General features: G+C 69.5%; 25 protein-coding genes. 18 read left to right on the top strand and 7 right to left on the bottom strand.

The annotated features are described in order from the left end of the window. Positions 1-28: 28 nt before the first annotated feature. Complete coding sequence (locus tag ABD808_RS25025) at positions 29-727, top strand: hypothetical protein (RefSeq protein ID WP_344900834.1); 699 nt, start codon at positions 29-31, stop codon at positions 725-727. A gap of 128 nt (positions 728-855) precedes the next feature. Here the strand turns inward: ABD808_RS25025 and ABD808_RS25030 are convergent, their stop codons facing one another. After that, a complete protein-coding gene (locus ABD808_RS25030) occupies positions 856-1,629 on the bottom strand; it encodes a hypothetical protein (RefSeq protein WP_344900836.1) in 774 nt (257 codons plus the stop codon). 286 nt (positions 1,630-1,915) lie between these two features. Between ABD808_RS25030 and ABD808_RS25035 the strand changes: the two genes are divergently transcribed. Further along, the gene (locus tag ABD808_RS25035; RefSeq protein WP_486303657.1) at positions 1,916-2,746 is read left to right on the top strand and encodes an aldo/keto reductase; all 831 of its coding nucleotides are present in this window, start codon (positions 1,916-1,918) and stop codon (positions 2,744-2,746) included. 69 nt (positions 2,747-2,815) lie between these two features. Further along, positions 2,816-3,718: a serine/threonine-protein kinase gene (locus ABD808_RS25040; protein ID WP_344900838.1), complete on the top strand. Its 903-nt coding sequence runs from the start codon at positions 2,816-2,818 to the stop codon at positions 3,716-3,718. A gap of 11 nt (positions 3,719-3,729) precedes the next feature. Here ABD808_RS25040 and ABD808_RS25045 read toward each other — a convergent pair whose 3' ends face one another. Continuing rightward, positions 3,730-4,398 carry a thiaminase II/PqqC family protein gene (locus ABD808_RS25045; RefSeq protein ID WP_344900840.1) on the bottom strand — a complete coding sequence of 223 codons (669 nt, stop codon included), beginning with the start codon at positions 4,396-4,398 and terminating at the stop codon, positions 3,730-3,732. Positions 4,399-4,526: 128 nt separating this feature from the next. Between ABD808_RS25045 and ABD808_RS25050 the strand changes: the two genes are divergently transcribed. The 4 genes from ABD808_RS25050 to ABD808_RS25065 all read left to right on the top strand — a co-directional run bounded on the left by ABD808_RS25050 (position 4,527) and on the right by ABD808_RS25065 (position 8,968). Further along, positions 4,527-5,810 carry a citrate synthase gene (locus ABD808_RS25050; protein ID WP_344900842.1) on the top strand — a complete coding sequence of 428 codons (1,284 nt, stop codon included), beginning with the start codon at positions 4,527-4,529 and terminating at the stop codon, positions 5,808-5,810. 178 nt (positions 5,811-5,988) lie between these two features. Next, a complete protein-coding gene (locus ABD808_RS25055; RefSeq protein WP_344900845.1) occupies positions 5,989-7,209 on the top strand; it encodes a cytochrome P450 in 1,221 nt (406 codons plus the stop codon). Between the two features lie 129 nt (positions 7,210-7,338). Continuing rightward, positions 7,339-8,232 carry a hypothetical protein gene (locus tag ABD808_RS25060; RefSeq protein ID WP_344900847.1) on the top strand — a complete coding sequence of 298 codons (894 nt, stop codon included), beginning with the start codon at positions 7,339-7,341 and terminating at the stop codon, positions 8,230-8,232. An 82-nt stretch (positions 8,233-8,314) separates the two neighbouring features. Continuing rightward, positions 8,315-8,968, top strand: a complete 654-nt coding sequence (locus ABD808_RS25065) for a nucleoside triphosphate pyrophosphohydrolase (protein WP_344900849.1) — start codon at positions 8,315-8,317, stop codon at positions 8,966-8,968. 63 nt (positions 8,969-9,031) lie between these two features. Here ABD808_RS25065 and ABD808_RS25070 read toward each other — a convergent pair whose 3' ends face one another. Beyond that, positions 9,032-9,895, bottom strand: coding sequence for a DUF4291 domain-containing protein (locus ABD808_RS25070; protein ID WP_344900851.1), 864 nt, complete (start codon positions 9,893-9,895; stop codon positions 9,032-9,034). A 591-nt stretch (positions 9,896-10,486) separates the two neighbouring features. Next, positions 10,487-11,182 carry a TetR/AcrR family transcriptional regulator gene (locus ABD808_RS25075; RefSeq protein ID WP_344900853.1) on the bottom strand — a complete coding sequence of 232 codons (696 nt, stop codon included), beginning with the start codon at positions 11,180-11,182 and terminating at the stop codon, positions 10,487-10,489. Between the two features lie 89 nt (positions 11,183-11,271). On the opposite strand from ABD808_RS25075, the gene ABD808_RS25080 reads away from it, so the two are divergent. After that, positions 11,272-12,168: a TIGR03620 family F420-dependent LLM class oxidoreductase gene (locus tag ABD808_RS25080; protein WP_344900855.1), complete on the top strand. Its 897-nt coding sequence runs from the start codon at positions 11,272-11,274 to the stop codon at positions 12,166-12,168. Positions 12,169-12,230: 62 nt separating this feature from the next. Here the strand turns inward: ABD808_RS25080 and ABD808_RS25085 are convergent, their stop codons facing one another. Both ABD808_RS25085 and ABD808_RS25090 read right to left on the bottom strand, forming a co-directional pair. Next, entirely contained in the window at positions 12,231-12,881 is a 651-nt protein-coding gene (locus tag ABD808_RS25085; RefSeq protein WP_344900857.1) for a response regulator transcription factor, read from the bottom strand. A gap of 7 nt (positions 12,882-12,888) precedes the next feature. Next, the gene (locus ABD808_RS25090) at positions 12,889-13,995 is read right to left on the bottom strand and encodes a sensor histidine kinase (RefSeq protein ID WP_344900859.1); all 1,107 of its coding nucleotides are present in this window, start codon (positions 13,993-13,995) and stop codon (positions 12,889-12,891) included. Between the two features lie 143 nt (positions 13,996-14,138). Here ABD808_RS25090 and ABD808_RS25095 point away from each other — a divergent pair, with 143 nt between their 5' ends. From ABD808_RS25095 to ABD808_RS25105, 3 genes are all read left to right on the top strand, one after another. After that, positions 14,139-15,053, top strand: coding sequence for an ABC transporter ATP-binding protein (locus ABD808_RS25095; protein ID WP_344900861.1), 915 nt, complete (start codon positions 14,139-14,141; stop codon positions 15,051-15,053). After that, positions 15,050-15,829, top strand: a complete 780-nt coding sequence (locus tag ABD808_RS25100; protein WP_344900863.1) for an ABC transporter permease — start codon at positions 15,050-15,052, stop codon at positions 15,827-15,829. Before ABD808_RS25095 ends, ABD808_RS25100 begins: the two co-directional genes overlap by 4 nt. 714 nt (positions 15,830-16,543) lie before the next feature. Further along, positions 16,544-17,410 carry a helix-turn-helix domain-containing protein gene (locus ABD808_RS25105; protein WP_344901317.1) on the top strand — a complete coding sequence of 289 codons (867 nt, stop codon included), beginning with the start codon at positions 16,544-16,546 and terminating at the stop codon, positions 17,408-17,410. A 58-nt stretch (positions 17,411-17,468) separates the two neighbouring features. Here ABD808_RS25105 and paaI read toward each other — a convergent pair whose 3' ends face one another. Further along, positions 17,469-17,867, bottom strand: a complete 399-nt coding sequence (gene paaI, locus ABD808_RS25110; protein WP_344901320.1) for a hydroxyphenylacetyl-CoA thioesterase PaaI — start codon at positions 17,865-17,867, stop codon at positions 17,469-17,471. Positions 17,868-18,039: 172 nt separating this feature from the next. On the opposite strand from paaI, the gene ABD808_RS25115 reads away from it, so the two are divergent. The 7 genes from ABD808_RS25115 to ABD808_RS25145 all read left to right on the top strand — a co-directional run bounded on the left by ABD808_RS25115 (position 18,040) and on the right by ABD808_RS25145 (position 23,561). Next, the gene (locus ABD808_RS25115; RefSeq protein WP_344900865.1) at positions 18,040-18,441 is read left to right on the top strand and encodes a nitroreductase family deazaflavin-dependent oxidoreductase; all 402 of its coding nucleotides are present in this window, start codon (positions 18,040-18,042) and stop codon (positions 18,439-18,441) included. Positions 18,442-18,539: 98 nt separating this feature from the next. Beyond that, positions 18,540-19,625, top strand: a complete 1,086-nt coding sequence (locus tag ABD808_RS25120) for a phosphotransferase enzyme family protein (RefSeq protein WP_344900867.1) — start codon at positions 18,540-18,542, stop codon at positions 19,623-19,625. Between the two features lie 79 nt (positions 19,626-19,704). Beyond that, complete coding sequence (locus ABD808_RS25125; RefSeq protein ID WP_344900869.1) at positions 19,705-20,571, top strand: NAD(P)-dependent oxidoreductase; 867 nt, start codon at positions 19,705-19,707, stop codon at positions 20,569-20,571. A 3-nt stretch (positions 20,572-20,574) separates the two neighbouring features. Further along, complete coding sequence (locus tag ABD808_RS25130; protein WP_344900871.1) at positions 20,575-20,964, top strand: VOC family protein; 390 nt, start codon at positions 20,575-20,577, stop codon at positions 20,962-20,964. A gap of 13 nt (positions 20,965-20,977) precedes the next feature. Continuing rightward, complete coding sequence (locus tag ABD808_RS25135; protein WP_344900873.1) at positions 20,978-21,592, top strand: class I SAM-dependent methyltransferase; 615 nt, start codon at positions 20,978-20,980, stop codon at positions 21,590-21,592. 95 nt (positions 21,593-21,687) lie between these two features. After that, positions 21,688-22,470 (top strand): hypothetical protein, encoded by a 783-nt coding sequence (locus ABD808_RS25140; RefSeq protein ID WP_344900875.1) that lies wholly within the window; start codon positions 21,688-21,690, stop codon positions 22,468-22,470. After that, complete coding sequence (locus ABD808_RS25145) at positions 22,467-23,561, top strand: hypothetical protein (RefSeq protein ID WP_344900877.1); 1,095 nt, start codon at positions 22,467-22,469, stop codon at positions 23,559-23,561. The genes ABD808_RS25140 and ABD808_RS25145 overlap by 4 nt, the downstream gene beginning before the upstream one ends. Positions 23,562-23,567: the final 6 nt, after the last annotated feature.

Below are 23,567 nucleotides of genomic sequence, written 5' to 3' on the forward strand. Positions count from 1 at the left end.
CGTCCTTCTCCTCGGCCTCCTGTTGCCCGTGCTCGCGGCGCTCTGCTACCCGTTCCGGCGCCGTATCTACGCCGCGACGGGCCTGCCCAGGTACTCCACGACCACGACCGTCGAACCACGACCCCCTGTTCCGTTCACCTGCAAGACTGGACTCAACCCCTTCGCCGCTCCTGCCACGGGGCTGACGGGGCCCGGTGCCGTGGCCACCGCACGCATACTGGCGTTGACGGCTCTCGAAGAGCACAGCGACAGCTCTCTCGTGGTGATCCCCCGGCCCGACGCCACCGCGCTGTTCGGCCTTGGCGAGGACGAACTCCTGGACGATGACACCGCGGCCCTCTTCATTCCCGGCAACCTCGACGCAGCCCTGGCCTACCTGGAGACCGAGCTCGCCATCCGCCAGAACACCGGTGCCACAGATGGACGACGCCTCCTGCTGGTCGCCGACTGTGAGAGCGAGAGTCAGCGGATCCAGTCCCTCTTCGACCGTCACCCCGGCGGCGCTTGCGCGATCCTCCTCGGCCCCTGGACGGGGGAGCAGGCCGCGACCGATGACGAAGGTCTCGTCGACGCCCCTCCGGCGCTCGCGTCCGCGCTCCCCGACCGGCTTCCCACGATGTCCCGAATCGAGGCTCGTGACCGCCTCCTCTCAGCGCTGGCCCGACAAATTCAAGATCAGAAACCTGCGCCCAGGCGCCGTCCCGCACCGCGTCACTCGGAGCTTTAGATGAGTGGGTGTTCGGCGCGGCTGCTGCGGCTTCTACGGCGAGGCCGTCTGGAATTGGGGTGAAACTTGGATCTGTCGTCGGATCGAACGGAGTTTGGAGGTGGAACGGCCTTTCGATCGTTGGACCTCTAGGACGGTGTCCGATGCTGTTTCGCGATCTCCGATCTGATGAATTGCAGGCGCCGAATCGCGCGGCTGAGGGGTGCGAGGTCCGGCGGCTGGTCGGTTTCTCGGTCGAGGTACGCCGAGCAGCGGAGCATCCAGCCGCGCATGATGTCCTCCGTCCTGGTCTCCGAGCGTCGGGTCCTGTTCAGGCCTATCTCACGCTTCTCCTCGGTGATCTGGCTCGTCAGGTCCTTGTCCGCGGCCAGGGTGTGGACGTCGGCGAGGGAGTAGCGGCCGAGCCGGTCGGTCGCGAGGCTCCGTTCGGCGGCGATCCGACTGAAGGTCTTGCGGGGGCAGGCGAGGATCATCGCGGCCCCGCCGGCGTCGACGGTGTCGGTCAACGGGCCTTTCCGGGCGGCGACGACCTCTCGCACAGCGGCGAGGTCGAGCCGGTCCAGGTCGTGGAGGAGGTACACGGGATATCCGCGGAAGCTGCTGACGACGTTGAGGTCTCCGCGGGCGGCCAGGACCTCGACGTCCCGCCTGTCGACGTCGAGGCCCATTCGCGCGGCCAGCCTGGTGGCGGCCCTGGCGGACCCGATGGGCGGGTCGTCGCCGAACCTGGCGATGACGTGCTCGCCTTGGCCCCGGCACTCCGCGGCGAGGGCCACGGACCATCGTTCACCCTCGAGATCAGGTTCGGGGAGCATTCCGTGCTCCCGGCCGACGCGCATCTGCCATCGGGCGAGCCCGAGATGGACGGCGAACTGGCGCGCGCCGTAATGGTCACGAGTCATCTGTGCGGGCATTGACCCCGCCCTTCTCAGCGATGGACTTTCGATGCGCCCAGTCTCACCGGCGGGTCCCATCGAGAACAGCGGAAAGCGCTTCTGTGGATAACTCCGGCGACCAACTTCACACATTGTCGGATATTTCGTGACTTGGGGAACTCGGGTGGCGTGTCAGGCTGTGAGGATGAGGGCGATACAACGGTTGGGCATCGGGCTGGCGGCGCTGGGGCGGCCCGCATACATCAATGTGGGCCGGACAACCGAACTCCCATCTGGCCGAAGCGTGGAACAGATGCGCGCGGCCACCTGGAGCGTGCTCGATGCGGCCTACGGTGCGGGCATCCGATGGGTGGACGTGGCGCGGTCCTACGGCAGGGCTGAGGAGTTCCTCAGTGGGTGGCTTGCCGCACGGCATCGCGAAGACGTGACGGTCTCCAGTAAGTGGGGCTACACCTACGTCGGCGAATGGAGGACTGACGCGCCCGTGCACGAGGTCAAGGAGCACGGGTTCGACCGTTACCGAACTCAGTATCGAGAGACCCGCGAGCTACTCAACGGGCACTTGTCGGTGTATCAGGTGCACTCACTCACGGAGTCGAGTCCGTTGTTCCGGGACGTTCGGCTCCAAGCGGCCCTTGCGGAAGCGGCGGCCGAGGGTGTTCGTGTTGGCTTCTCCACGTCCGGTCCAGGGCAGGCCGACACGATCCGAAGGGCGATGGCGTTGGAGGTGTCCGGGCACCGGCTCTTCAGCACCGTCCAGTCGACGTGGAACATCCTTGAGACCTCCGCAGGGGACGCTCTACGCGAAGCGCACGACGCGGGGTTGCACGTGCTCGTCAAGGAAGGGCTCGCCAATGGACGGCTCGCCGTGGAGCCACCCATGGCACTGCGGGCCATGGCCGCAGAACACGGAGTCGGGCCGGACGCGCTGGCCCTTGCGGCGGTGCTGCACCGCTCGTGGGCGGACACCGTTCTCATCGGCGCGGTCAGTCCCGCGCAGTTGTGGACCAATCTGGCCGCGGCGGACGTGTCCCTCGGGGAGGAAGAGAGGGAGGCTCTGGCGGGTCTTAGCGTCCCAACGGAGACCTACTGGGTCGAACGGAGTGCCCTTCCCTGGACGTGACGGATGCACGGTCTGACGAACGGCCAGGGCATGACACGATTGAGCCCGCCCCGGCATGATCGGATCCCAATGCAGACAGACCTCCCACAGGTGATCGGCCCGTATCGCATCGCCGCGCGGCTCGGTTCCGGTGGGATGGGCGAGGTGTTCCTCGGGGCGTCGCCGAGTAGAAGGCTCGTCGCGGTGAAAGTCATCCGACCGGAGCTTCTGGACGACCCCAAGTGGAGGGCGAGGTTCCGGCGAGAGGTCACATCCGCCAAATCGGTGAGCGGCTTCTACACGGCGCCGGTCGTTGACGCCGATCCGGACGCCGACCATCCGTGGTTGGCGACGCAGTACATCCGTGGCGTGAGTCTTTCCAAGGTCGTCTCGGAGAAAGGGCCATTGCGTGAGCAGGCCGCGTGTCGGCTGGGCGCCGGGCTGGCCGAGGCTCTGATCGCGATCCACCGGGCGGGGATCGTCCACAGGGATCTGAAACCGTCGAACGTCCTGCTCGCCTCGGACGGGCCGAGGGTCATCGATTTCGGTATCGCGCGGCCGCTGGACGCGTTGCCTCTGTCGCAGACGGAAATCCTGGGGACACCGGCATACATGTCCCCTGAGCAGGCTCTTGGCGACCCTGTCCAGCAGGGCAGCGACGTGTTCTCCCTCGGCTCGACCCTCGTGTTCGCGGCGACCGGCTCGGCGCCGTTCGGGACGGGCCACAAGGTCCGCGCCCGCATCGTCCACGACGAGCCGGACCTCACCCGCCTACCCGATCCGATGCGCGGATTGGTGACGCGCTGCCTGGTCAGGGATCCCGACGAACGTCCCTCCCCCCAACAGGTACTCGTCGCCCTGTCCACGCTGCTGGACGCCCACTACGGCGAGGAGTGGCCGCCCGTTGACGTCGAGCAGCTGATCGGCGTGCAGGAACGAACACTGGTCGAAATCACGGCGGAACTACCGACGCTTCGGGAGCCGCCCCAGTAGGCCGTTGTCGCTCAGGGCAAGGGCAGGCCCTCCGACAGCGCCTCCCAGAAGGAGGTCTCGTATGCGTGCAACAGTCGGGCGGCTCGCACGGTGTCCTCGGGATCGTCGCCGGCGTCCAGTCCGGCCGCGATGACGTCGAGGGCTTGTTTCTCGAAGCCCGGCGGTGTTTCGGCGAAGAACATGAAGAAGGCGACGTCCTGTTCGTCGAACCCGTACTGGGCGTGGAGAGCACGCGCGGTGCGGGAGCAGTACGCGCCCCACTCCTCCAGGTTGGCCAGCATGGCGAGAGCGACCTCGCTCGCGGTTCCGAACGCCGCCCTTTGCGCGAGGTAGGCGGGGTAGGCCTGCGCGAACGGTTTCGGCTCGTAGGCACTGAGATTCTTCTCACTCTCCCCGAGCGCGGTTGCGAACTGGGTGAGGAGGGTCAGTGCGTGTCCCTCGGCCTGCGCGAGACCGAGGAACATCTCGCCGGTCGGCGCTTCGGGGAACCGTGCGGCCAGGAGCGCGAAACTGCGCCGGTCGCTCCGGACGATCCGGTACTCCTCCCCGGCCAGCCAGAACAGGCGTTCTCTGGGCATCCCACCTGTCTCCAGCGTCTCGACGAAGCGGTTCGGGACCGTCGCGTCCGCGAGCTCCCTGCGGGCCCGTCCGACGAGCTCGGCTGCACTGTGTCGGGTCATGAGTCCACAGGAGCACCGACGCGCACTCTCCGTCAACGAGGTACCGCTGATCGGCGTGTGTGATCACGTGGATACGATGAAGAGCAGAACGTCCACGCAGGTGCGGACGCAGTTGGGAGTGAGCGTGCATGTCGGATTTCGAACTCGGCCACGCAGGCGGACGGATGCCTCTGGAGGTGACCGAGTCGACCGAGGGCCCCTCGGGTCTGGTCGTGGGGAGCCTCCTGAAAGAAACCGGTCATGTCACCCTTGACCCCGGCTTCACCAATACCGCGTCCACGACGTCGGCCATCACCTACATCGATGGTGAGGCGGGCATCCTGCGCTACCGGGGTTATCCGATCGAGGAACTGGCGGAGAAAGCGTCATTCCTGGAAGTCGCCTACTTGCTGATCTATGGCGAGCTCCCCAAACCCGATGAGTTGAGCGACTTCACCGACAGCATCCGCAACCACACGTTGCTGGACGAGAAGTTCCGCGCGTTCTTCTCCGCGTTCCCGCGTAGGGCGCATCCGATGGCGGTGTTGTCGTCCGCGGTCAGCGCGCTGTCGACGTTCTACCAGGACAGCCTCGACCCGTTCGATCCCGAGCAGGTCGACCGGTCCAGCATCCGGCTCATCGCCAAGCTCCCCACCATCGCGGCGTACGCGTACAAGACCTCGAACGGTCAGCCGCTGCTCTACCCGGACAACTCGCTCGGGTACGTGGAGAACTTCCTGCGCATGACGTTCGGCCTGCCGACGCAGCCGTACGAGATCGATCCCGAGATCGTGCGCGTCCTGGACATGCTGTTCGTTCTGCACGCCGACCATGAGCAGAACTGTTCGACGTCCACCGTGCGTCTCGTCGGGTCCAGCCAGGCGAACCTGTTCTCCTCTGTCTCCGCTGGCGTGGACGCCCTGTTCGGCCCCCTGCACGGTGGCGCGAACCAGGCCGTGCTGGAAATGTTGGAGCGCATTCACCAGAACGGCGACGACGTCGACTCGTTCGTCGAGCGGGTGAAGAAGCGGGAGCCCGGCGTCAAGCTGATGGGGTTCGGACACCGCGTGTACCGCAACTACGACCCGCGCGCGGCGGTCGTGAAGAAGGCGACGAGCAAGGTCCTGGGGGCGCTGGGCAAGACCGATCCGCTGCTGGATCTGGCCATGCGCCTGGAGGAGGTCGCGCTGAGCGACGACTACTTCATCGAGCGCAAGCTCTACCCGAACGTGGACTTCTACACCGGCGTCATCTACAAGGCGATGGGTTTCCCAACGAACATGTTCACCGTCATGTTCGCGCTGGGACGTCTGCCCGGATGGATCGCGCAGTGGCGCGAGATGATGAACGATTCATCCACCAAGATCGGTCGTCCGCGCCAGGTCTACGTGGGGCCGGGCGAGCGGCACTTTGTGGAGTCGTCCGCCCGCTGAGGCGTACCGCTTCACATCGCCGTACGCGCAACGCGCGTAAGGCTATTGGAGCCGTGTAGTGCGGCCTTCGGCCGACTAGAGCGGGCGGGTTTACTTACCCGCCCGCTCTTAGCTTCATTTCGTTGTGCCGCCGGGTTAGCCTGAGGACCGCGACTTCCCACGGAAGGCGGCTCCCACCGTGCCCTCCCATGTCGAGACGAGGCTGTCGAGCCTGGATTTCTGGGCGAAACCTCAACGCGAGCGGGACGAATTGTTCGCCGCGCTCCGAGCCGTGGACGGTCCGGTCTTCTGTCCGCTCCCTGACGCGCCCGGGTTCTACGCACTGACCCGGTACGAGCAGGTGGCCGAGGTGAGCCGCAAACCCGAGATCTTCAGTTCGCGACCAAGCGCGGTCAGCCTCGTCGACCCGCCACCCCAGACCGCCGCCTACCGCGGATCCATGATCAGCATGGACGATCCACGGCACGCGAGGCTTCGCAGGATCGTCGCGCGCTCGTTCACTCCGCGGCTGGTCGAGCGGGTCACCGGAGACATCGCGGCCCTCGCGCGCCGCATCGTGGACGATCTGGCCGGACGGGGCCCGTGCGACTTCGTGGAACATGTCGCCACGCCAATGCCCCTTCAGATCATCTGCTCCATGATGGGCATTCCGGACTCGGAGTACGACGATGTCATCACCGCCACGAACGTCGTTCTGACCGTCGGAGCCCCGGACCACACCGCGCACGATGAGGACCGCGCGACGCTCACGGCCGAGAAGTTCGCCTACCTGCACGCGCTCATGGCCGACCTGGGCCGTCTGCGCCGCGAGAAGCCCGCCGACGACCTGGTCACCGCGCTGACGAACGCGAACGTGGACGGAGAGGCCCTCGACGACCTGGACCTCGCACGCCTCTTCTCACTCCTCGTCATCGCTGGCAACGAAACCACCCGGAACGCACTGTCACACGCACTCTTGCTGCTCACCGAGCACCCCGCCCAGAGGGATCTCCTCATCACGAACCTGGACGGGCGACTGCCGGGCGCGGTCGAAGAGATCGTCCGCTACGCCTCACCGGTGACCTGGATGCGCCGAACCGTGTCCCGGGACTACGAACTGCAAGGGCATGTCTACCGTCTCGGTGAGCGTGTGATCCTCTACTACAACTCGGCCAACCGGGACGAGAACGTTTTCAAGGATCCCAACACCTTCGACATCACGCGCTCCCCCAACTCACATGTGGGTTTCGGGTCACCGGGACCGCATTTCTGCCTCGGCGCCCACCTGGCCCGCCGCGAGATCACGGTTCTGCTCCGCGAGTTGTTCACGCGGTTTCCGAAGCTCCACGCCACCGAAGCGCCAGTGCAGCAGCGCACAAGCCTCATCAATGGGATCACCTACCTGCCCTGCGAATTCTGATCCCCTAATTCCGACATCCCCGATTGTTGCCTGCGAAGTTATCCACAGGGCGCTGTTTTTCCGCTCTGGCCGAGACGCCTCCTCGAAGCTGGACCGCATACGCCGGTACCAGGCCACGAGGAGGCCGTCATGCCCGTCACGATCACGGTTCCCGAAGAGGCGACCGCAGGCTTCGTCATCGCCGCCGACACAGTTCCCGCCGACGTTTCGACGACGATCCAGCAGCGGCTCCCCACCGCGCTCGCCGTCGCCGTGACGGAACGTCTCGGCGGCCCCGGTCTCACGATCACCCGTCACCGCGCCACGAGTACCCCGTGGGACCTCAGCGGTGTGACGGACCTCGACGACGAGCACGCCCAGAACGCCACGCACCACATCGGCGTGACGTCCACCCTGCCGGTCGGCGACCTCCCGTCGGGACCTCACCTCGCCCGCGCCGCCGCGATGGTGATCGCCGAGTCGCTCCACGGCGTCCCCGTCGACCTCACGTCCAACGAGGTTCTGCCGGTCGCCCCGTTCGGACGGATCGCCGAGTTCACCCTCGCCGACGGCTGGCTCGGCACTTCCCTGCCGCCCTTCCGAGACTCCGGCGCCTGCACGACCGAGGACGGCGACATCAACGGCTGCACCTGCGTCGACCTCACCACCCGCGGCCTCCACCGGTTCGGGCTGCCCGAGCTGGAGATCACCGGCGTCGCCTGCCCGCACGACCTGGCCGCGCTCAACGTCCTCCGGACCACGGCGCAGCGGTTACTGCCCCTCGGCAGGCATCCTGGCGAACACACCCTGCCCAACGAGCTGATGCTCACGAGCCTCGACTTCGCGATGTTCTGGGGGCTCAGCGACTCGATGTGGGAGGGCGGCCCCATCACGATTCGGATCACGGAGGTGTCCCCGAACCGCCTGAGCATCCGCCCACCGGCAGACTTCCCTGGCACGTTGAACGAGTGGCTCTGGGACGAGCTCCCGCCCGATCTGCACGAACTCCTCAGCTGCGATCCCGACTACGCCGACCCGACCTGAACCTGGAGGCGATCTGGTCGTACCCACGAGATGACGTCAGAGAGCGCACCACCCACCATCCAACTCGCTAGCGTCAACCAGCATGGAGACCGAGGGAACACCAGGCTCGCTGACAAGAGTGCTCACAGACGTCGCCGCCGAACGTGAGGCCCAGGACCGAAGGTGGGGCACCCAGGAGTTCCCCGATGGCAGCGGTCCGGAGTTCACTGGAAGCGCGGAGCAGGCCAAACAAGAATGCGCGACGGCCTGGGCGCGCGGAGAGCTGACATGGCGCCACATCCTGACCGAGGAGTTCTTCGAGGCGCTCGCCGAATCCGACCCTGGAGCGCTCCGACTCGAACTCGTCCAGACGGCGGCTGTCGCAGTGAAATGGGTCCAATCACTGGATCGTCGCCATGGCGCGACGACGCATCGCACCAAGGAGGGCACCGAGCACACCGAAAAACTGGTCCGGGACCGCATACCGGAGATCATCCGCGAGGACGGCCGAGCGCCGGAGACCCGCGTCGCGCACCCCGACGAACATGCCGAACTGCTGCGCGCCAAGCTCTACGAGGAGGCCGGAGAGTACGTCGCGACCGGAGACCCCGCCGAGCTGGCCGACCTTCTGGAGGTGATCCACACCCTCGCGGCACTGCATGAACTCACCCCCGCCGAACTGGAGGAACAACGTTCGACCAAGGCCACGATCCGCGGCGGATTCTCCCAACGCATCGTCCTCCGCCTACCGTCCTGACCTCCCACCCTGGGAGCGGCAACGTCCACCCCAGCGGCCTCCCCACCGCCTCAGACAATGGAGTCAGTCCGCGCCAAGCCGGCGGGCCAGCCCGGAAGAAGGCGGGTACAGACGCTCCTTCGGCAGATGTTCACGTGCCTGGGATGTCCGACCTTCTCGGAGCAGACCGTGGACCTTGCGAACCATGGGAGTGCAGTCGTCGATGCCGAGAATCCAGTCGTCGACGTAGCGGTCGATGATGTGCCGCGTCAGGCCCACCTGAATGCTACGGGCTTCAAGCTTTTGGCCGCGCAGGGAGCGTTCGGGATCCCATTGAACGTGAACGACCGCTTTGGCGAACTGGCGTCGCCACTCATCAGAACTGCGGAAGACCCGGCGATCAGGGTCCGTCGGGACGGCCTGCGACAGCGCCTCCTCCCAACCAGTTCGAGTGATCCGGATGGCGAGAACGGTCTCCTGACCGGACTTCCGAGCCCAGTCACTCCGAGCCATCATCCAGAGGAACGAAGGCTTGATCCAGGTCATGCGATGTCGAGAGAACGGAGACACGAACACACCGCGCTCAGCGGCCGGACGTCCGATCGCGGGGGCGTACGCCTGGTAAACCGTAATCGCGTCCCGGTTAAAGCTGGCCCGTATTTCCCGTGTGCGCATAACACCGCAACACTCCCCCACGCCGAAGACGATCTCAACGGATTTCTTGCCACCCCAACAAAGCCGGAGGGCGCATGGCGGCGACACCCCTGCAACCCACGCCGAGCCACATACCCCTAACCCGAGTGCCGTGCCGCAAGGCCGCCGAGTCCCGACAACGCCGGAACCCTCAACTCCCCAGAGCAAAGACCACTCGTCACAACGCAAGCCGACCACGTCCAACCGCCGACGCACATGGATGGAGGTGCGTTGGTTCGCTGGAGGCGCAGACATCCTGCAAGAGACAAACCTCTGGGCGAGATGGCTGGGGGTCAGCCGATCGTGGTCGCCAGGCTGCGGCGGTCGAGTATCGGCACGGGTCGCAGTGGCCGGATCTCAATGGCCGAGCCCCGTCGTCGGGCCCTCGTCGTCGGGCCGTCCTCGAGACACGGTCACCGGACTGCGGCGCGCTGGCACGAGGCCCGGACGTGCTGCACGGGACGCGGGAACCAGGCTGCAGTGGTCGAGCATGGGCGCCGGACCGCAGTGGCCGGGCCATCGTCGGCGGGCCATCGCGATGCGGCGGCCCTGATCAGCCCATCCTTGGGACAAGGTCGCCGGCCTGCGGCGCGCGGGCTGCGGCGTGCAGGCATGAGGTTCAGACGTGGTGGCCAGGCCCGCAGTGGCCGGGGCGTGGGAATCGGGCTGCAGCGGTTAAAGGTGCTGCCGAGTCGTGAAGGGCGGCTGTAGGAGCCGAACCGCAGGTCCGAGTCGTGGTTGCTCGATCGTCAGCACCGGGCCGCAGCGGTCGAATGTCGCGCAGGGGGTGGGGGCGCGCGGTGTTGGGGGGCGGGTTTGGGGCCTGGGCGGGGTCCGTGGGAGGTGTTAGGTGGGTTTGGGGCGGCGGCGGTGGGCTTTTTGGCGGCAGGAGGGGCTGCAGTAGCGGGCCGGGCGGCCGGTGGGGGCGGGGGTGAGGGGAGTTGCGCAGATTTCGCAGCGGGTTTCGTTACGGGGTTTTGTTTCGTTGCGTTTCGTTGCGGAGCGGAGGGCGTCGCAGGCCAGGGTGGTCATGCGGCCTCGGGGGGGTTGAGGGCGGAGGCGTTCCATGAGCATGCAGCCGACCAGGAGAGTGCGGACTTCCTGGACGGTCACGTCCTGGCGGACGGCGCCTGCGGCTTGGGCCTTGCGGAGGAGGGCGTCTAGGGCCGTGGTGAACTCTGTGTCCTTGCGGGTCTTGTCGTCGTCGAGGTCCGTCGAGAGGGCGTCGCAGATCGCGTGGTTGATCATCGCGCGCTCCACCACCCAGGTGAGGTAGCCGTAGAAGGCTTCGGCCGGGTCGGCGGCGTGGAGGAGGGACTGGGCCTCGTCGACGATGCGGTCGATGCGGTCCGCCACGACGGCCTTGAAGAGGGCTTCCTTAGTAGCGAAGTTGCGGTAGACCGTCCCGGCGCCGACGCCCGCGCGGCGGGCGATCTCGTCGAGGGGGACGAGGTGGCCGTCCACGGCGAAGGCCTCGAACGCCGCCTGGAGGATGCGGTCGCGGTTGCGGCGGGCGTCGGCGCGCTGCGGCTGGCCGCTCACGGTGCCTCCGATCCACGATTGACAAGCGGGGCGCTCGTTCCGGTAATGTCCACTGAAGCGGGCTGGACGTTCCGATTATAGGAGGTTCGATGACAGCGGTGGACGAGGCGAGGAAGCGGCTCGGACGGATCGGCGTGGGCCTCATGACGCCCATCGCGCCCGCCGACGAGTGGCGGCGGGCGGCGCGGCGAATCGAGGACGCGGGCTACGGGTCTGTCTGGATCAACGAGGCGATCGGAGGGCGGGAGGTCTTCACGCAGCTCGGCGTGATGCTCGCCGCGACCCGGAGGATCGTGTTCGGGTCGTCGATCGCGAATCTGTGGGCGCGCCATCCCGCGGCCATGCAGGGGGCGGCGTCCGTGCTTGCCGACGCCTATCCGGGACGGTTCGTCCTGGGCGTCGGTGTTAGCGCGGGGTCGATAGTCGAGCGGAGCGGGCAGGAGTGGACGAGTCCGCTGAAGCGGATGCGGGAGTACCTCGACGGGATGGATGCCGGGCGCGACGCGGTGGTGACGCCCGAGGTGCCGTTTCCTCGGCTGTTGGCCGCGTTGGGGCCGAAGATGCAGGATGTGGCGAAGGAGAAGGCGGATGGGGCTCTGCCCGCGTCCATGCCCGTCGAGCACACCCGGCGCGCCAGGGAGCGGCTCGGCCCGGACAAGCTGCTCGTCGTCCTACAGGGCGCGATCCTTGAGACGGATCCGGAGAAGGCGCGTGGTCTCGCACGGACGACGCTCGGGCTGAGCGCGCCCGAGTCTCCCTACGCGCGTTCGCTGAGAGTCTTGGGCTACGAGGACACGGCGCTGGTCGATGGTGGGTCGGACGACGTTGTCGACGCCTGTTTCGCTTGGGGTGACGAGGCGGCCATCGGTGGGAGGTTGCAGGAGCACTTGGATGCCGGGGCCGACCATGTGTGCGCTGTGGCGTTCGCTCCTGATCTGGCCTCGTCCGCTGATGTGTACGAGAGGCTCGCCCCGAGTCTGCTTTAGGTCAGATGGGTGCGGCGATGCGTCTTCCTGGTTGGTTCTCCGTTTCGCCGCGACATGGTGCGCTAGTGGGGGTGGACCAAGCCTGATTCGTAGGCGGCTATCACCAGTTGGGCGCGGTCTCGGGCCTGGAGTTTGGCCAGGAGGCGTCCGATGTGGGTCTTCACGGTGGCGGGGCTCAGGTGGAGGTGTTCGGCGAGTTCCGTGTTGGACAGGCCGCGGGCGATGAGGGTCAAGACCTCGCGCTCGCGGTCGGTGACGCCATCCAGCACGGGGGGCGGGGGCTGGACGGGACGGCGTACGAACTCGGCGATGAGGCGCCGCGTCACCGAGGGGGCGAGGAGGGAGTCGCCGGTGGCGACGACGCGGATGGCGGTGAGGAGGTCGGCGGGCGGGGTGTCCTTGAGGAGGAAGCCGCTGGCCCCGGCGCGCAGGGCCGAGTACACGTAGGAGTCCAGGTCGAAGGTCGTGAGGATCAGGACCCGGACGTCGGACAGGTCCGAGCAGATCCGGCGGGTCGCCTCGATGCCGTCCATCTCGGGCATCCGGACGTCCATGAGCACGATGTCGGGACGTTCGCGTTCGGCGAGCGCGACGGCCTCGGCGCCGGTGCCCGCCTCACCGACGGTGCGCAGGCCGGGGGCGGTGTCGACGAGGACGCGGAAGCTGCCCCGCACCAGGGCCCGGTCGTCGGCGACGAGGACGCGCAGTTCCATCGAGCTCCTAGTAGGGGAAGGCGGCCGAGACGGCGAAACCGCCCTCGGGACGGGGTCCGGCGGTGAAACGGCCGCCGTACATCGTGACGCGCTCGCGCATGCCGATGAGTCCGTGGCCGTCCCCGCCGGGCAGGACGCGGACGCCGGGGCCGTCGTCGGTGACGTCGATGCGCAGATGGCGGCCGTCGGCCTCGACGCGGACGCGGCAGCGGGCCGGGGCGGCGTGCTTGACCACGTTGGTGATCGCCTCCTGCACGATGCGGTAGGCGGACAAGGCGACCCCTTCGGGGAGGTCCCCGGCGTCCACGTGCAGGTCGACGTGGACGCCCGCCATCGCGGCGCGGTCGGCGAGGGCGGTCAGGTCGGTGAGGCCCGGGGACGGTGTCAGGTCGGTCCCGGTGTCGCCGGTGCGCAGGACGCCGAGAAGGTGCCGCATTTCGGCGAGGGAACCCCGGCTGGCGGTCTCGATGACGCGGAGCGCGTCGACGGCCTCCTCGGGACGGGTCTCGGCGACGTGGACGGCGACCCCGGCCTTGACGGCGATGAGGCTCATGCTGTGGGCGACGACGTCGTGGAGTTCCCGGGCGATGCGCAGCCGTTCGTCCGACACGGCCTGGTCGGCGAGCTGACGGGCGGAGCGGGCGGTGTGGGCGCGGCGTTCGCGGACGACGCGGCCGAGGGTCCAGGACGCGCCGAGGAGGGCGAGGCCGAGCAGCACCCGGCCGATCATCGCGGCCTGCCAGTCCGTGGACCCGACGGTGGCGCCGCCGAGGATGACGAGGGCGCTGGCCCCACCGATGAGCGGGGTCGGGATCCAGCGTCGGCGGCGGGCGGCGAGCGCGACCGGGTAGAGGGCGAACGCGGCGGCGGCGAAGAAGTCCCAGGGTAGGCCGAGTAGCAGCATCGCGGTGGACGCCGACAGCACGGCCGCGAACACGGGGATCGGCCATCTACCGCGAACGGCGAGCGGAAGGCCCGTCGCGGCGGCGAGCGGGACCGCGAGGAGCGCCGACACCCCCGGGCCGCCCGCAACCAGAAGCACGAGCGTGTACAGGACGGCTACTGCCACGTCCAGGCCGCGCTTGGGCAGCGGGGTGCGCAGCTCGGAGTCCACGTCACGACGGTATCTGGACGACCGAAACAGCGCGTCATCCCAGGGTCGGACGGCCCGGGGCAATCATCGGAGCACGGTCGGACGCCGGAGTCCCGCCCCTGTTCCGATGTGCGGGCAGGTCGTCCCGTAGGACGGTCAGGGGCATGATCGAAGTACGGGAGCTGACCAAGCGCTACGGCGCGACGACGGCCGTGGACGGGCTGTCGTTCACGGTGCGGCCAGGGACGGTGACCGGTTTCCTCGGCCCGAACGGCGCGGGCAAGTCCACGATGATGCGCGTGTTGCTGGGACTGGACGCGGCCACGTCCGGCGAGGCACTGGTGAACGGCGGCCGGTACACGGAGCTAAGGCGTCCAATGAAGACGGTCGGCGCGCTACTGGACGCGGGCGCCGTGCACGGCGGGCGGCGCGCGTTCGACCATCTCGGGTGGATGGCGCGCGGCAGCGGCATCCCGGTCCGGCGGGTCGCGGAGGTCCTGGAGCGGGTCGGTCTGGCGGGGGTGGCGCGCAAACGGGTCGGCGGGTTCTCGCTGGGCATGCGGCAGCGGCTCGGGATCGCGGCGGCGCTGCTCGGCGATCCGGAGGTGCTGGTGTTCGACGAGCCGGTGAACGGCCTGGACCCGGACGGCGTCCGCTGGATCCGGGAGCTGGTGCGGGCCCTGGCCGCCGAGGGACGCACGGTCCTCGTGTCCAGCCATCTGATGGGCGAGATGGAGCTGACCGCCGACCGGCTGATCATCATCGGGCGGGGAAGGCTGATCGCCGACACGTCGGTGCGCGAGCTGGCGGACCGGTTCCGACGCGGAGTGCTCGTCCGCACGCCGCGTCCCGCCGACCTGACCGCGGTGATCGCCGGGGCCGGTGGCGGGGTGGACGTCCCGGCCGGCGGCGGGCTGACGGTCACGGGGCTGGAGGTCGACGCGATCGGGGACATGGCCGCCGCGCACGGGATCCCGCTCTACGAGGTGACGCCGCGCAGCGCGTCGCTGGAGGAGGCGTACATGGAGCTGACGTCCGGCGACACCGAGTTCGCCGCGGAGAACGGTGGGACGCGATGATCGACGCGATGGCGGCGGAGTGGGCGAAGCTGCGCACGGTCCGTTCGACGTACTGCACGTTGGCGGCGGCGGCGCTGTTCCTCGTGCTGGTCACGCTGCTGGCCGTCGAGATGGCGCAGGTCTGGAACGGCCTGGACGCGCGGCGCCGCTCGGAGTACGAGCTGCGTCCGCTTCAGGAGCTCGCGACGTGGGCGGCGGCGCTCTGCCTGGGCGTGCTCGGCGTGCTGTCGATCACGTCGGAGTACCGCACCGGCATGATCCGCACCACGCTCGCGGTGCTGCCGCGCCGGGGCACGCTCGTCGCCGCCAAGGCGGTGGTCGTCGGGACGGTCGCCCTGGTCGCGGGCGAGGTGGTGACGCTCGGCGCTTTCCTCGGGACGCGGCTCATCATCGGCGGCCGGCCGTTTCCGGACCAGCGGGAGTCCATCGCCCACGAACTGCCCGGCTTCCTCATCTCGGGGGCGTCCGTGGCGCTGTTCGCGCTGCTCGGCCTCGCGCTCGGCCTGCTGCTGCGTTCGACGGCGGGGGCGATCGTCTCGGTGGTCCTTCTGTGGCACGTCGTGCCGCTGCTGGTGTTCCACCTGCCGGGGCCGTGGAACGAGCGGATCGGGTCGGTGCTGCCCGGCGCGCTCCCCCGCCAGATAGCGGGGATCAGCGCGGACGACTCCGTCTTCGGCGACCTGCTGTCGCCGGGGGTGGCGGCGGCGCTGACGCTCGCGTACGTGCTCGTCCCGCTGGGGCTCGCGGCGTTCGTGCTCAAGCGCCGCGACGCCTGACACCCCGGGCGCGACCCGGCACGGCGCGGCGCGGCGACACGGAGCAGGGAGCGGCGTGGGTGGGCCGTGACATCGCCCGAGGTCAGGAGCCGGATCTCCGGCCGCTCACGGGTCGCGTTCATGTTCCCCCCCAGTAACGCGATCATGTGAGAGGCGACCGCCCCTCACAGCGAGGAACGACGGGCGCGGCCCGGGCCACTCCCCGATCGGACGAGAGTCTCGTCACCCAGCCGCTGGACCGATCCAGGCACGAGCCCGGTCGCGGCGCCTTCCGAGCGCCGACTATTCACGGGAAAGAGTGACGGATGTCATTCGAACGACATCTCGTTACCCGCGGAATGGCGCGTCCCGGATTGGCCGTCGGCGGCACGGAGAACAGCGCCAATTCGCGCGCCACCAGCGACCCGGTCGCCGGAAAGGATCGCGGGGCCGGTCGGCGGCGGCCCGGCATGCTCGGCCGGGCCACGGTCCGCAGCCATCTGGCCACCGACGGCACTGGTCACGGGCCCGTCACGGGAAGCGCGGCACCGAGCGTCGGGGCGGAAGCCTTACGCGACAGTTGGGTATTTGATACTTCACAAAAAGGTCGTCGCATCCTCTAACATAGTGCGGTGCCATGCCCTCCCCGAGCAGACCCGTCTACTGGCTGGTGACCCCTTGGCCCAGGATTCAGCTGCCCCTACACCTCCGTCCGAAGGTGACCCGGCCGGACGGCTGATCGACTACCCCCGCCGCGGCGGGCCCACCGTTCTGCGCATCCTGCTCGGCGCGCAGCTGCGTCGGCTCCGGGAGGCGCGCGGGATCTCCACCGAGCAGGCGGGCTACGAGATCCGCGGCTCGCACTCCAAGATCAGCCGGATGGAGCTCGGCCGCGTCGGCTTCAAGGAGCGCGACGTCTCCGACCTGCTCACCCTGTACGGCGTCTCCGACCAGGCCGAACGCACGCCGCTGCTGGACCTGGCCCGGGAGGCCAACACCCCCGGCTGGTGGCACCGGTACGGCGACGTCCTGCCAAGCTGGTTCGAGGTGTACCTCGGGCTTGAAGAGGCCGCGTCGCTGCTGCGCACCTACGAGCTCCAGTTCGTCCCCGGCCTGTTGCAGACCGAGGACTACGCCCGCGCCGTCGTGCGGCTCGGCTTCTCCGACGCCGCCGAGGACGAGGTCGAACGGCGCGTGCAGCTCCGCGCGACCCGGCAGGAACGTTTCACGTCGGCGGGCGCGCCGACGCTGTGGGCCGTCGTGGACGAGGCGGTCGTCCGCCGTCCGCTCGGGGGCCGCACGGTGATGCGCCAACAGATCAAGCATCTGATCGAGGCGTCGGAACTGCCGAACGTGACGATGCAGATCGTGCCGTTCGGCGCGGGCGGTCACGCGGCCGCTGGTGGACCGTTCACGATTCTGCGGTTCGCGGAGCCCGGCCTGTCCGACGTCGTCTACCTGGAGCAGCTCACCAGCGCGCTCTACCTCGACAAGCCGACGGACGTCGACACCTACATGCGCGCGATGAACAACCTGTGCATCACAGCCGCGCGTCCCGACAGGACGGCGGACTATCTCACCGCCATCCTGAACGACATCTAGACCTCTAGACGACACCTCTAGACCTCCAAACGACAACGACGACGCCGCGTGCCCCCGGTCAGGGGGCCGTGTCGTCGAGGACGCGTTCGGCACGGCTGCGGCTTCCCCCACGGAACTCCGCGACGACTTCACCACTCGGGACACGGCGCACCGTGACGTCGTAGATTCCGCTGCGTCCGAAACGGGTTCGTTCCACGGCGGTCGCTTGCAGGACGTCCCCGGCATGGGCGGGCGCGACGAAGACGACCTCGGCGGACGCCGCGACCGTCACGGCGTCATGGGTGTTGCACGCGTAGGCGAACGCGGTGTCGGCCAGGAGGAAGACGTAGCCGCCGTGCGCGATGCCGTGACCGTTCACCATTGCGTCGGTGAGGGTCATCTCCACCACCGCCTGTCCGGGCGCTATCTCGGTGACCCGCATGGCGAGGTTCTGCGCCACCGTGTCCCGTGCGTACATCGTCTCCGCGCATCGCCGCGCCACTTCAGCCTCGTCCACCACGCCAGGGTAGGAGGACCGGAATCAGCGGCGTCCGGCGGGGAAGGTCATCCGGGGGTCCACGGTTATGCAGATGCCCGCGCCGGTTCGCGGCCGGGACCGAGCGGACGAAACTCGACGTTGAGGAGAAGCCATGCTGTTCGGCAAGGAGCACGTCGCGCGTTACCAGGAGACCGACGGCGAGGAGGGGCACGACTGGCAGGGCACCGTCACGCTCCTGCTCACCACGACCGGTCGCCGCACCGGGAAGCAGCACACGACGCCGCTCATCTACCAGCCGGAGGGCGACGCCTATCTCGTCGTGGCGTCCAAGGGCGGCGATGACGACGACCCGCTCTGGTACAAGAACCTCCAGGCGAACCCCGAGGTGAAGGTGCAGGTGAAGGGCGACAGGTTCACCGCGCGGGCGCGGACGGCGACGCCGGAGGAGAAGCCCCCGCTGTGGTCGAAGATGGCGGCCGTCTGGCCCGACTACGACCAGTACCAGACGAAGACCGACAGGGACATTCCGGTCGTCATTCTCGAACGCGCCTGAGCCGCGCCGTTTCCCTTTCGCGGTGCGGGTGGGACGTGTAGCGTCGGGTAGAACATGTATTCGACGACGGTCCGTCCCGACGCTGCCGAGGTGACGAGGTGACGACGCCCCTCGCCGACACGACTCCCGTCGCGGACGGTGCGCCGCCGCCGCGGCTGCTGCGGCGCTGGGAGATCGGCGTTCCCGGCGGCACGGTCCCGCTCGACGACGGGCGGCCCGGCCGCCGGGGCTGGCGCGTCGACACTTCCGTCGGGTCGTTCCACCTGAGGGAGTACGCCGAGCCCGACCGGCGGCGCGTGCGGTTCCGGCACACAATCACTGCGGCGCTGGACGAGGCAGGCCTGCCGGTCCTCGCTCCGGTCGCGGCGCGCGGCGGCCGGACGCTGGTCGTCGCGGGCGGACGCGGGTACGTCCTGCACCCGTGGGTCGGTGGACGCGGGCGCGGCGGGTTAGAGCTGACGTTCGGCCAGTGCGAGGCGCTCGGCGAGTTGCTCGGCCGCCTGCACGCCGCGCTCGACCGGCTGACGCCGCCGGTGCAGCAGAGCCTGCTGGTGCCGACGCCGCGCGCCGCCGACGCGGCGGCGGCCGTCGAGGAGATGCTGCGCGACGTCCCCGGCGACGGCGACGGCACCGACTTCGACGCGCTGACCGGGCGGCGGTTGCGGGAGCGCCGCGAGCTGCTCGCCGAGTTCGCGGGCCACCAGCCGCCGGAGATCGAGGTCAGCACGGTCGGCCATCTGCATGGCTCGTTCCACGCCGGGCATCTGCGGTACGGCGGGTCGGGCAACGTCACCGCCGTCCTCGGCTGGGGCGGGCTGACGACCGGCCCGGTCGCCGGGGAGGTCGTGCGGGCGGCGGCGCGGCTGTTCGCGTGCGACGACGAGCGGGGCCTCGATCTCGACCGTGTGCAGGCGTTCGTCCGGGGCCACCGTTCGGCGTTCCCGCTGGACGGCGGGCAGATCCAGGCGGCGGTGCACCGCGAGTGGTGGGAGCGGCTCTGCGACGTGGCGTCGTTGCGGCACCGGTACCTCGGCGCGGACGGTCCCGCCGAGCGCGGCTCGGCCGCCCTGGTGGCCTGGTGGTCGGCCCAGCTGGACCGCACCCTCGACTCGTTCGCCGCGCCGTACGCCGCCGGGCCCGCGGAGTCCGCGGACGCGCCGGGCGACAGCCCCGCCTACGGCTGAGGCGAGGCCCCTCCCCTGGGTAGGGGCAGGGTCGGATGTGATAGAAATTCTGGAACGCACAGTCCAAAAGGGGTGGATGATGGCTTCAGTCGCGGTGCTCGGCACGGGGATCATGGGGGCGGCGATGACCCGCAACCTGCTCAAGAACGGTCACGCGGTCGCGGTGTGGAACCGCACCCGCTCCCGCGCCGAGCCCCTGGCCGCCGACGGCGCGACCGTGGCGGGCTCCGCCGCCGAGGCCGTCGACGGCGCCGATGTGATCATCACGATGCTGGACGGCGGTGAGACGGCCCTGTCGGCGCTGGGGCACGCAGTCCCGTCGCTGCGGCAGGGGCAAGTCTGGGCGCAGATGGGCACGGTGGGCATCGCGTCCATCCCGGACCTCGCGGGGTTCGCCGCCAAGCACGGGCTCACGTTCGTCGACGCGCCCGTCCAGGGGACGAAACAGCCCGCCGAGCAGGGCACACTGGTCGTCCTGGCGGCCGGTCCGCAGAACGCGCGGCCCGTCGTCGACCCGGTCTTCGACGCGGTCGGCTCCACCACGCACTGGCTGGACGAGGACGGCGCGAGCGGCACCGCGACCCGGCTGAAGCTCGCCGCCGTGAGCTACGCGATCTCGCTGACGGCCGTCATCGCCGAGTCGGTCGCGCTGACGAAGGGCCTCGGGCTCGACCCGTCCCTGCTCGGCGAGGTCCTCGCCGGCGGGCCGCTCGACAACGTCTATCTCCAGGTGAAGATGAAGGCCATGGTCAACGACGACTTCACCGCGAGCTTCGCCGTCGACAACGCGGAGAAGAACACCCGGATGATCCACGCGGCGGCCGAGTCCGCGGGCGTCCGGGTCGACGTGAACGACGCGGCGGGCGCACGGCTCCGGCGCGTCCTCGATCAGGGGCACGGCGACGAGGACATGGCCGCGACCTACCGCGCCAGCTTCCCGGGCTGAGCCGTGGACGTGCTGAGCAGCCGCGTGCTGCTGCGTCCCGCCGACCCGGCGCGCACCCGGAGCTTCTACCGCGACGTGCTGGGCCTCGCGGTGTACCGGGAGTTCGGCCCGGCCGACTCCCCCGGCACCGTGTTCTTCCTCGGTCCGGGGTTCCTGGAGGTGTCGGGGCACGGCCGGGGCGGGACGGGCTCGTCCCCCATGATCTGGCTCCAGGTCAGGGACGTCCGCGCCGAGCACGAGCGGCTCGCGGCGGCCGGGGCGCGCGTCATCCGGGAGCCGCGCGTCGAGCCGTGGGGGCTGGTCGAGATGTGGATCGAGGACCCCGACGGCGTCAAGATCGTTATCGTGGAGGTCCCGGACGACCATCCCCTACGCCGCGACCACCGCACCTGACGAGGCGCCACCGATGACCCCTCCCCCGACGACCGACTACTGGAACCACAACACGCACTACCACCGTGTTGTGCTGCGCAACGTGCCGCGCGGCTGCGGCGCGGCGCTGGACGTCGGCTGCGGCGACGGCCTGCTCGCCCGGCGCCTGGCGCCGCGCGCCCTGCACATCACCGGGATCGACCGGTCAGCCGAGATGATCAGCACAGCCCGGTCGCTGAGCGCCGGGATCGACAACGTCGACTTCGTCGAGACGGGGCTGCTGGAGCACGACCTGCCCGAAGCCCGCTACGACCTCGTGTGCAGCGTCGCCGCGATCCACCACATGGACTTCGTCAAAGGCATGACGGCCATGCGCGACGCCGTCCGTCCGGGCGGAAGCCTCGTCGTCATCAGCCTGGCCAACAACGGGAACCTGCGCGACTGGGCTCTCGCCGCGGCGGCAGTTCCCGCGCACCATGTCCACCGCCTCCGCAACCGGCGACGCGCGGGCAACCCCGGGGCGCCCATCACCGACCCGCGGATGACGTGGGACGAGGTACGCGACGAAGCACTCCACCTGCTCCCGGGCGCCGTGTTCACAAAACATCTGCTGTGGCGCTACTCCATCGTCTGGCGCCGCCCCCGCTGAGGGATCGACGTCCGAGTCTGGGCCTGGGCCCTCTCCGCTGGGCGTAAAGCTGGAAAAGGCTGGAAGTGTCCGGACGCTCCGGTACGGTCGGGCGCATGTCTCCGACCCCCGATGAGCTGGAGGCGCGCATTGGTGAGTTGCGCGCCGCCGTGCGTCGGGCCATGGCGGCCGGTGATCGGGGGACTGCACGGGAGCGGCGAGCCGAGTTGCGGGCGGCGGAGCGGGCCTGGGACGACGCCGTCCTCGGCGATGTCCTGCTTGATGAGGGGGCGCGTCAGGGGGCGTCCGTTCGCGAACGGGCGCATCAGGCGTTGACCTTGCTGGGCGCTCCGGCCGCGCCGAAGATGGTCAGTTCGGTGTATGCGACCTTCTTCCAAGGTGAGATCCCCGGGGCTCGGCTGACGAGTCTGCGGCGTGACGAGGAGCGGTCGTTTCGGGCTGGGCCGTACTCGCGGCCGTACTACCTGTGCGCCGCTCTCACCGCCGACCTGCTCACGCCCGCGCGTGGGCTGCTCGCCGTCAGCACGTGGCCGTTGGAGCGGCGGATCGTGGGGCCGCTGAGTCCTCGCGTCGATTTCCTCACCTGCGCCGTCCGGGTCGCGGAGCACGATCCGTCGCCGCCGGGGGCGCAGCGGGTGCTGCGGCGTTTCGCGGCCGCCATTCCCGGTGTCGTGACGGGTCCGGCCGGTACAGTCGATCCGGCCGCGCTCGCCGAGGCCGCGAGGGCGGAGCTGGACGTGCATCGCGGCGCCGACCGGGGGCACCGCGAGTCCGCCGCGCGGCGCGCCCGCGCCCGGCTCGACGACGCCGAGCGGCTGTTCGGCGTCCGGCGGCGCGCCGCCGCCAACCCCGCGATCACTGGAGGGACTGACCGATGACCGACCCCGCGCCGGACCTCGACCGGCTGCGCGGCGGCGCTCCCCCGCGCAACCACGACGCCCGCACGATCGCCGCGTTGACGTCCAATCCCGGGTGCGCGCGGCGCGGGGTCATGGACGCCGCCGGGGTCGACAAGAACGCGGTGGCGCGGGAGCTGGGCTTCCCCGCCCCGTTCGGCCAGTCGCAGTTCGCGATCACGCGCGGGAACGTGTTCGAGGCGCAGGTGAAGGCGGACGGGTGCGCGGAACTTCTGACGCTGCTGCGCGACCGGCTCGGCCTCGACGTCCCCGAGGTCGCCTACGACGATCTGGAGGTCGTCGACGGGAGCGAGGGCCGCGAGCAGCGGCACGCCCGGACCCGGCGGCTCCTCGTCCGCGCGCTGGAGACGGGCGCGGGCACCCTGTTCGACCATCCGCTGCTCCGGCTGGAGATCGGCGGGCAGCCCGCGTACCTGGAGCCCGACGTCATCGCGTTCCAGCTCGCGGGGCGGCTGCACGTCATCGAGATCAAGTCGTTCGCCGTGGTGGACGGGCAGGCCGAGCCGGAGCAGGTCGCCGCGGCGGCCCGCCAGTCGGCCGTGTACGTGCTGGCGTTGCGCCGCCTCCTCGTGGAGCTGGGGCACGATCCGGGGCGGGTGTCACACGACGTGTTCCTCGTGTGTCCGGAGAACTTCTCCAACCGGCCGACCGCGACGCCGCTGGACGTCCGGCCGCAGCTCGCCGTCCTGGAACGGCAGCTCGCGCGCCTCGCCCGCGTCGACGAACTACTGGCCGAGCTGCCGGACGACCTGAGCTTCGAGCCCGGGGAGGCGCTCGCGTCGTCCGTCCGCGCGGTCGGCGCCCGGTACGCCCCCGAGTGCATGTCGGACTGCGAGATGGCGCTGTTCTGCCGGGACGAGGCGCGGGCGTGCGGCGAGACGGGCGCGCTCGGGCGGTCCGTGCGCGACGATCTCGGCGGCGTCGACACGATCGAGGCGGCGCTGGCGCTGGCCGACGGGTCGCACGCCCCGTCCGACGATCTGGCGGAGACGGCCGAGCAGTTGCGCGCCGCGTCCCGGCTGCGCGCCGAAGCGCTGCACGGGGTCGCGTGATCCGCG

Source organism: Actinomadura meridiana (assembly GCF_039537545.1).
In the GTDB taxonomy this organism is placed as follows: domain Bacteria; phylum Actinomycetota; class Actinomycetes; order Streptosporangiales; family Streptosporangiaceae; genus Spirillospora; species Spirillospora meridiana.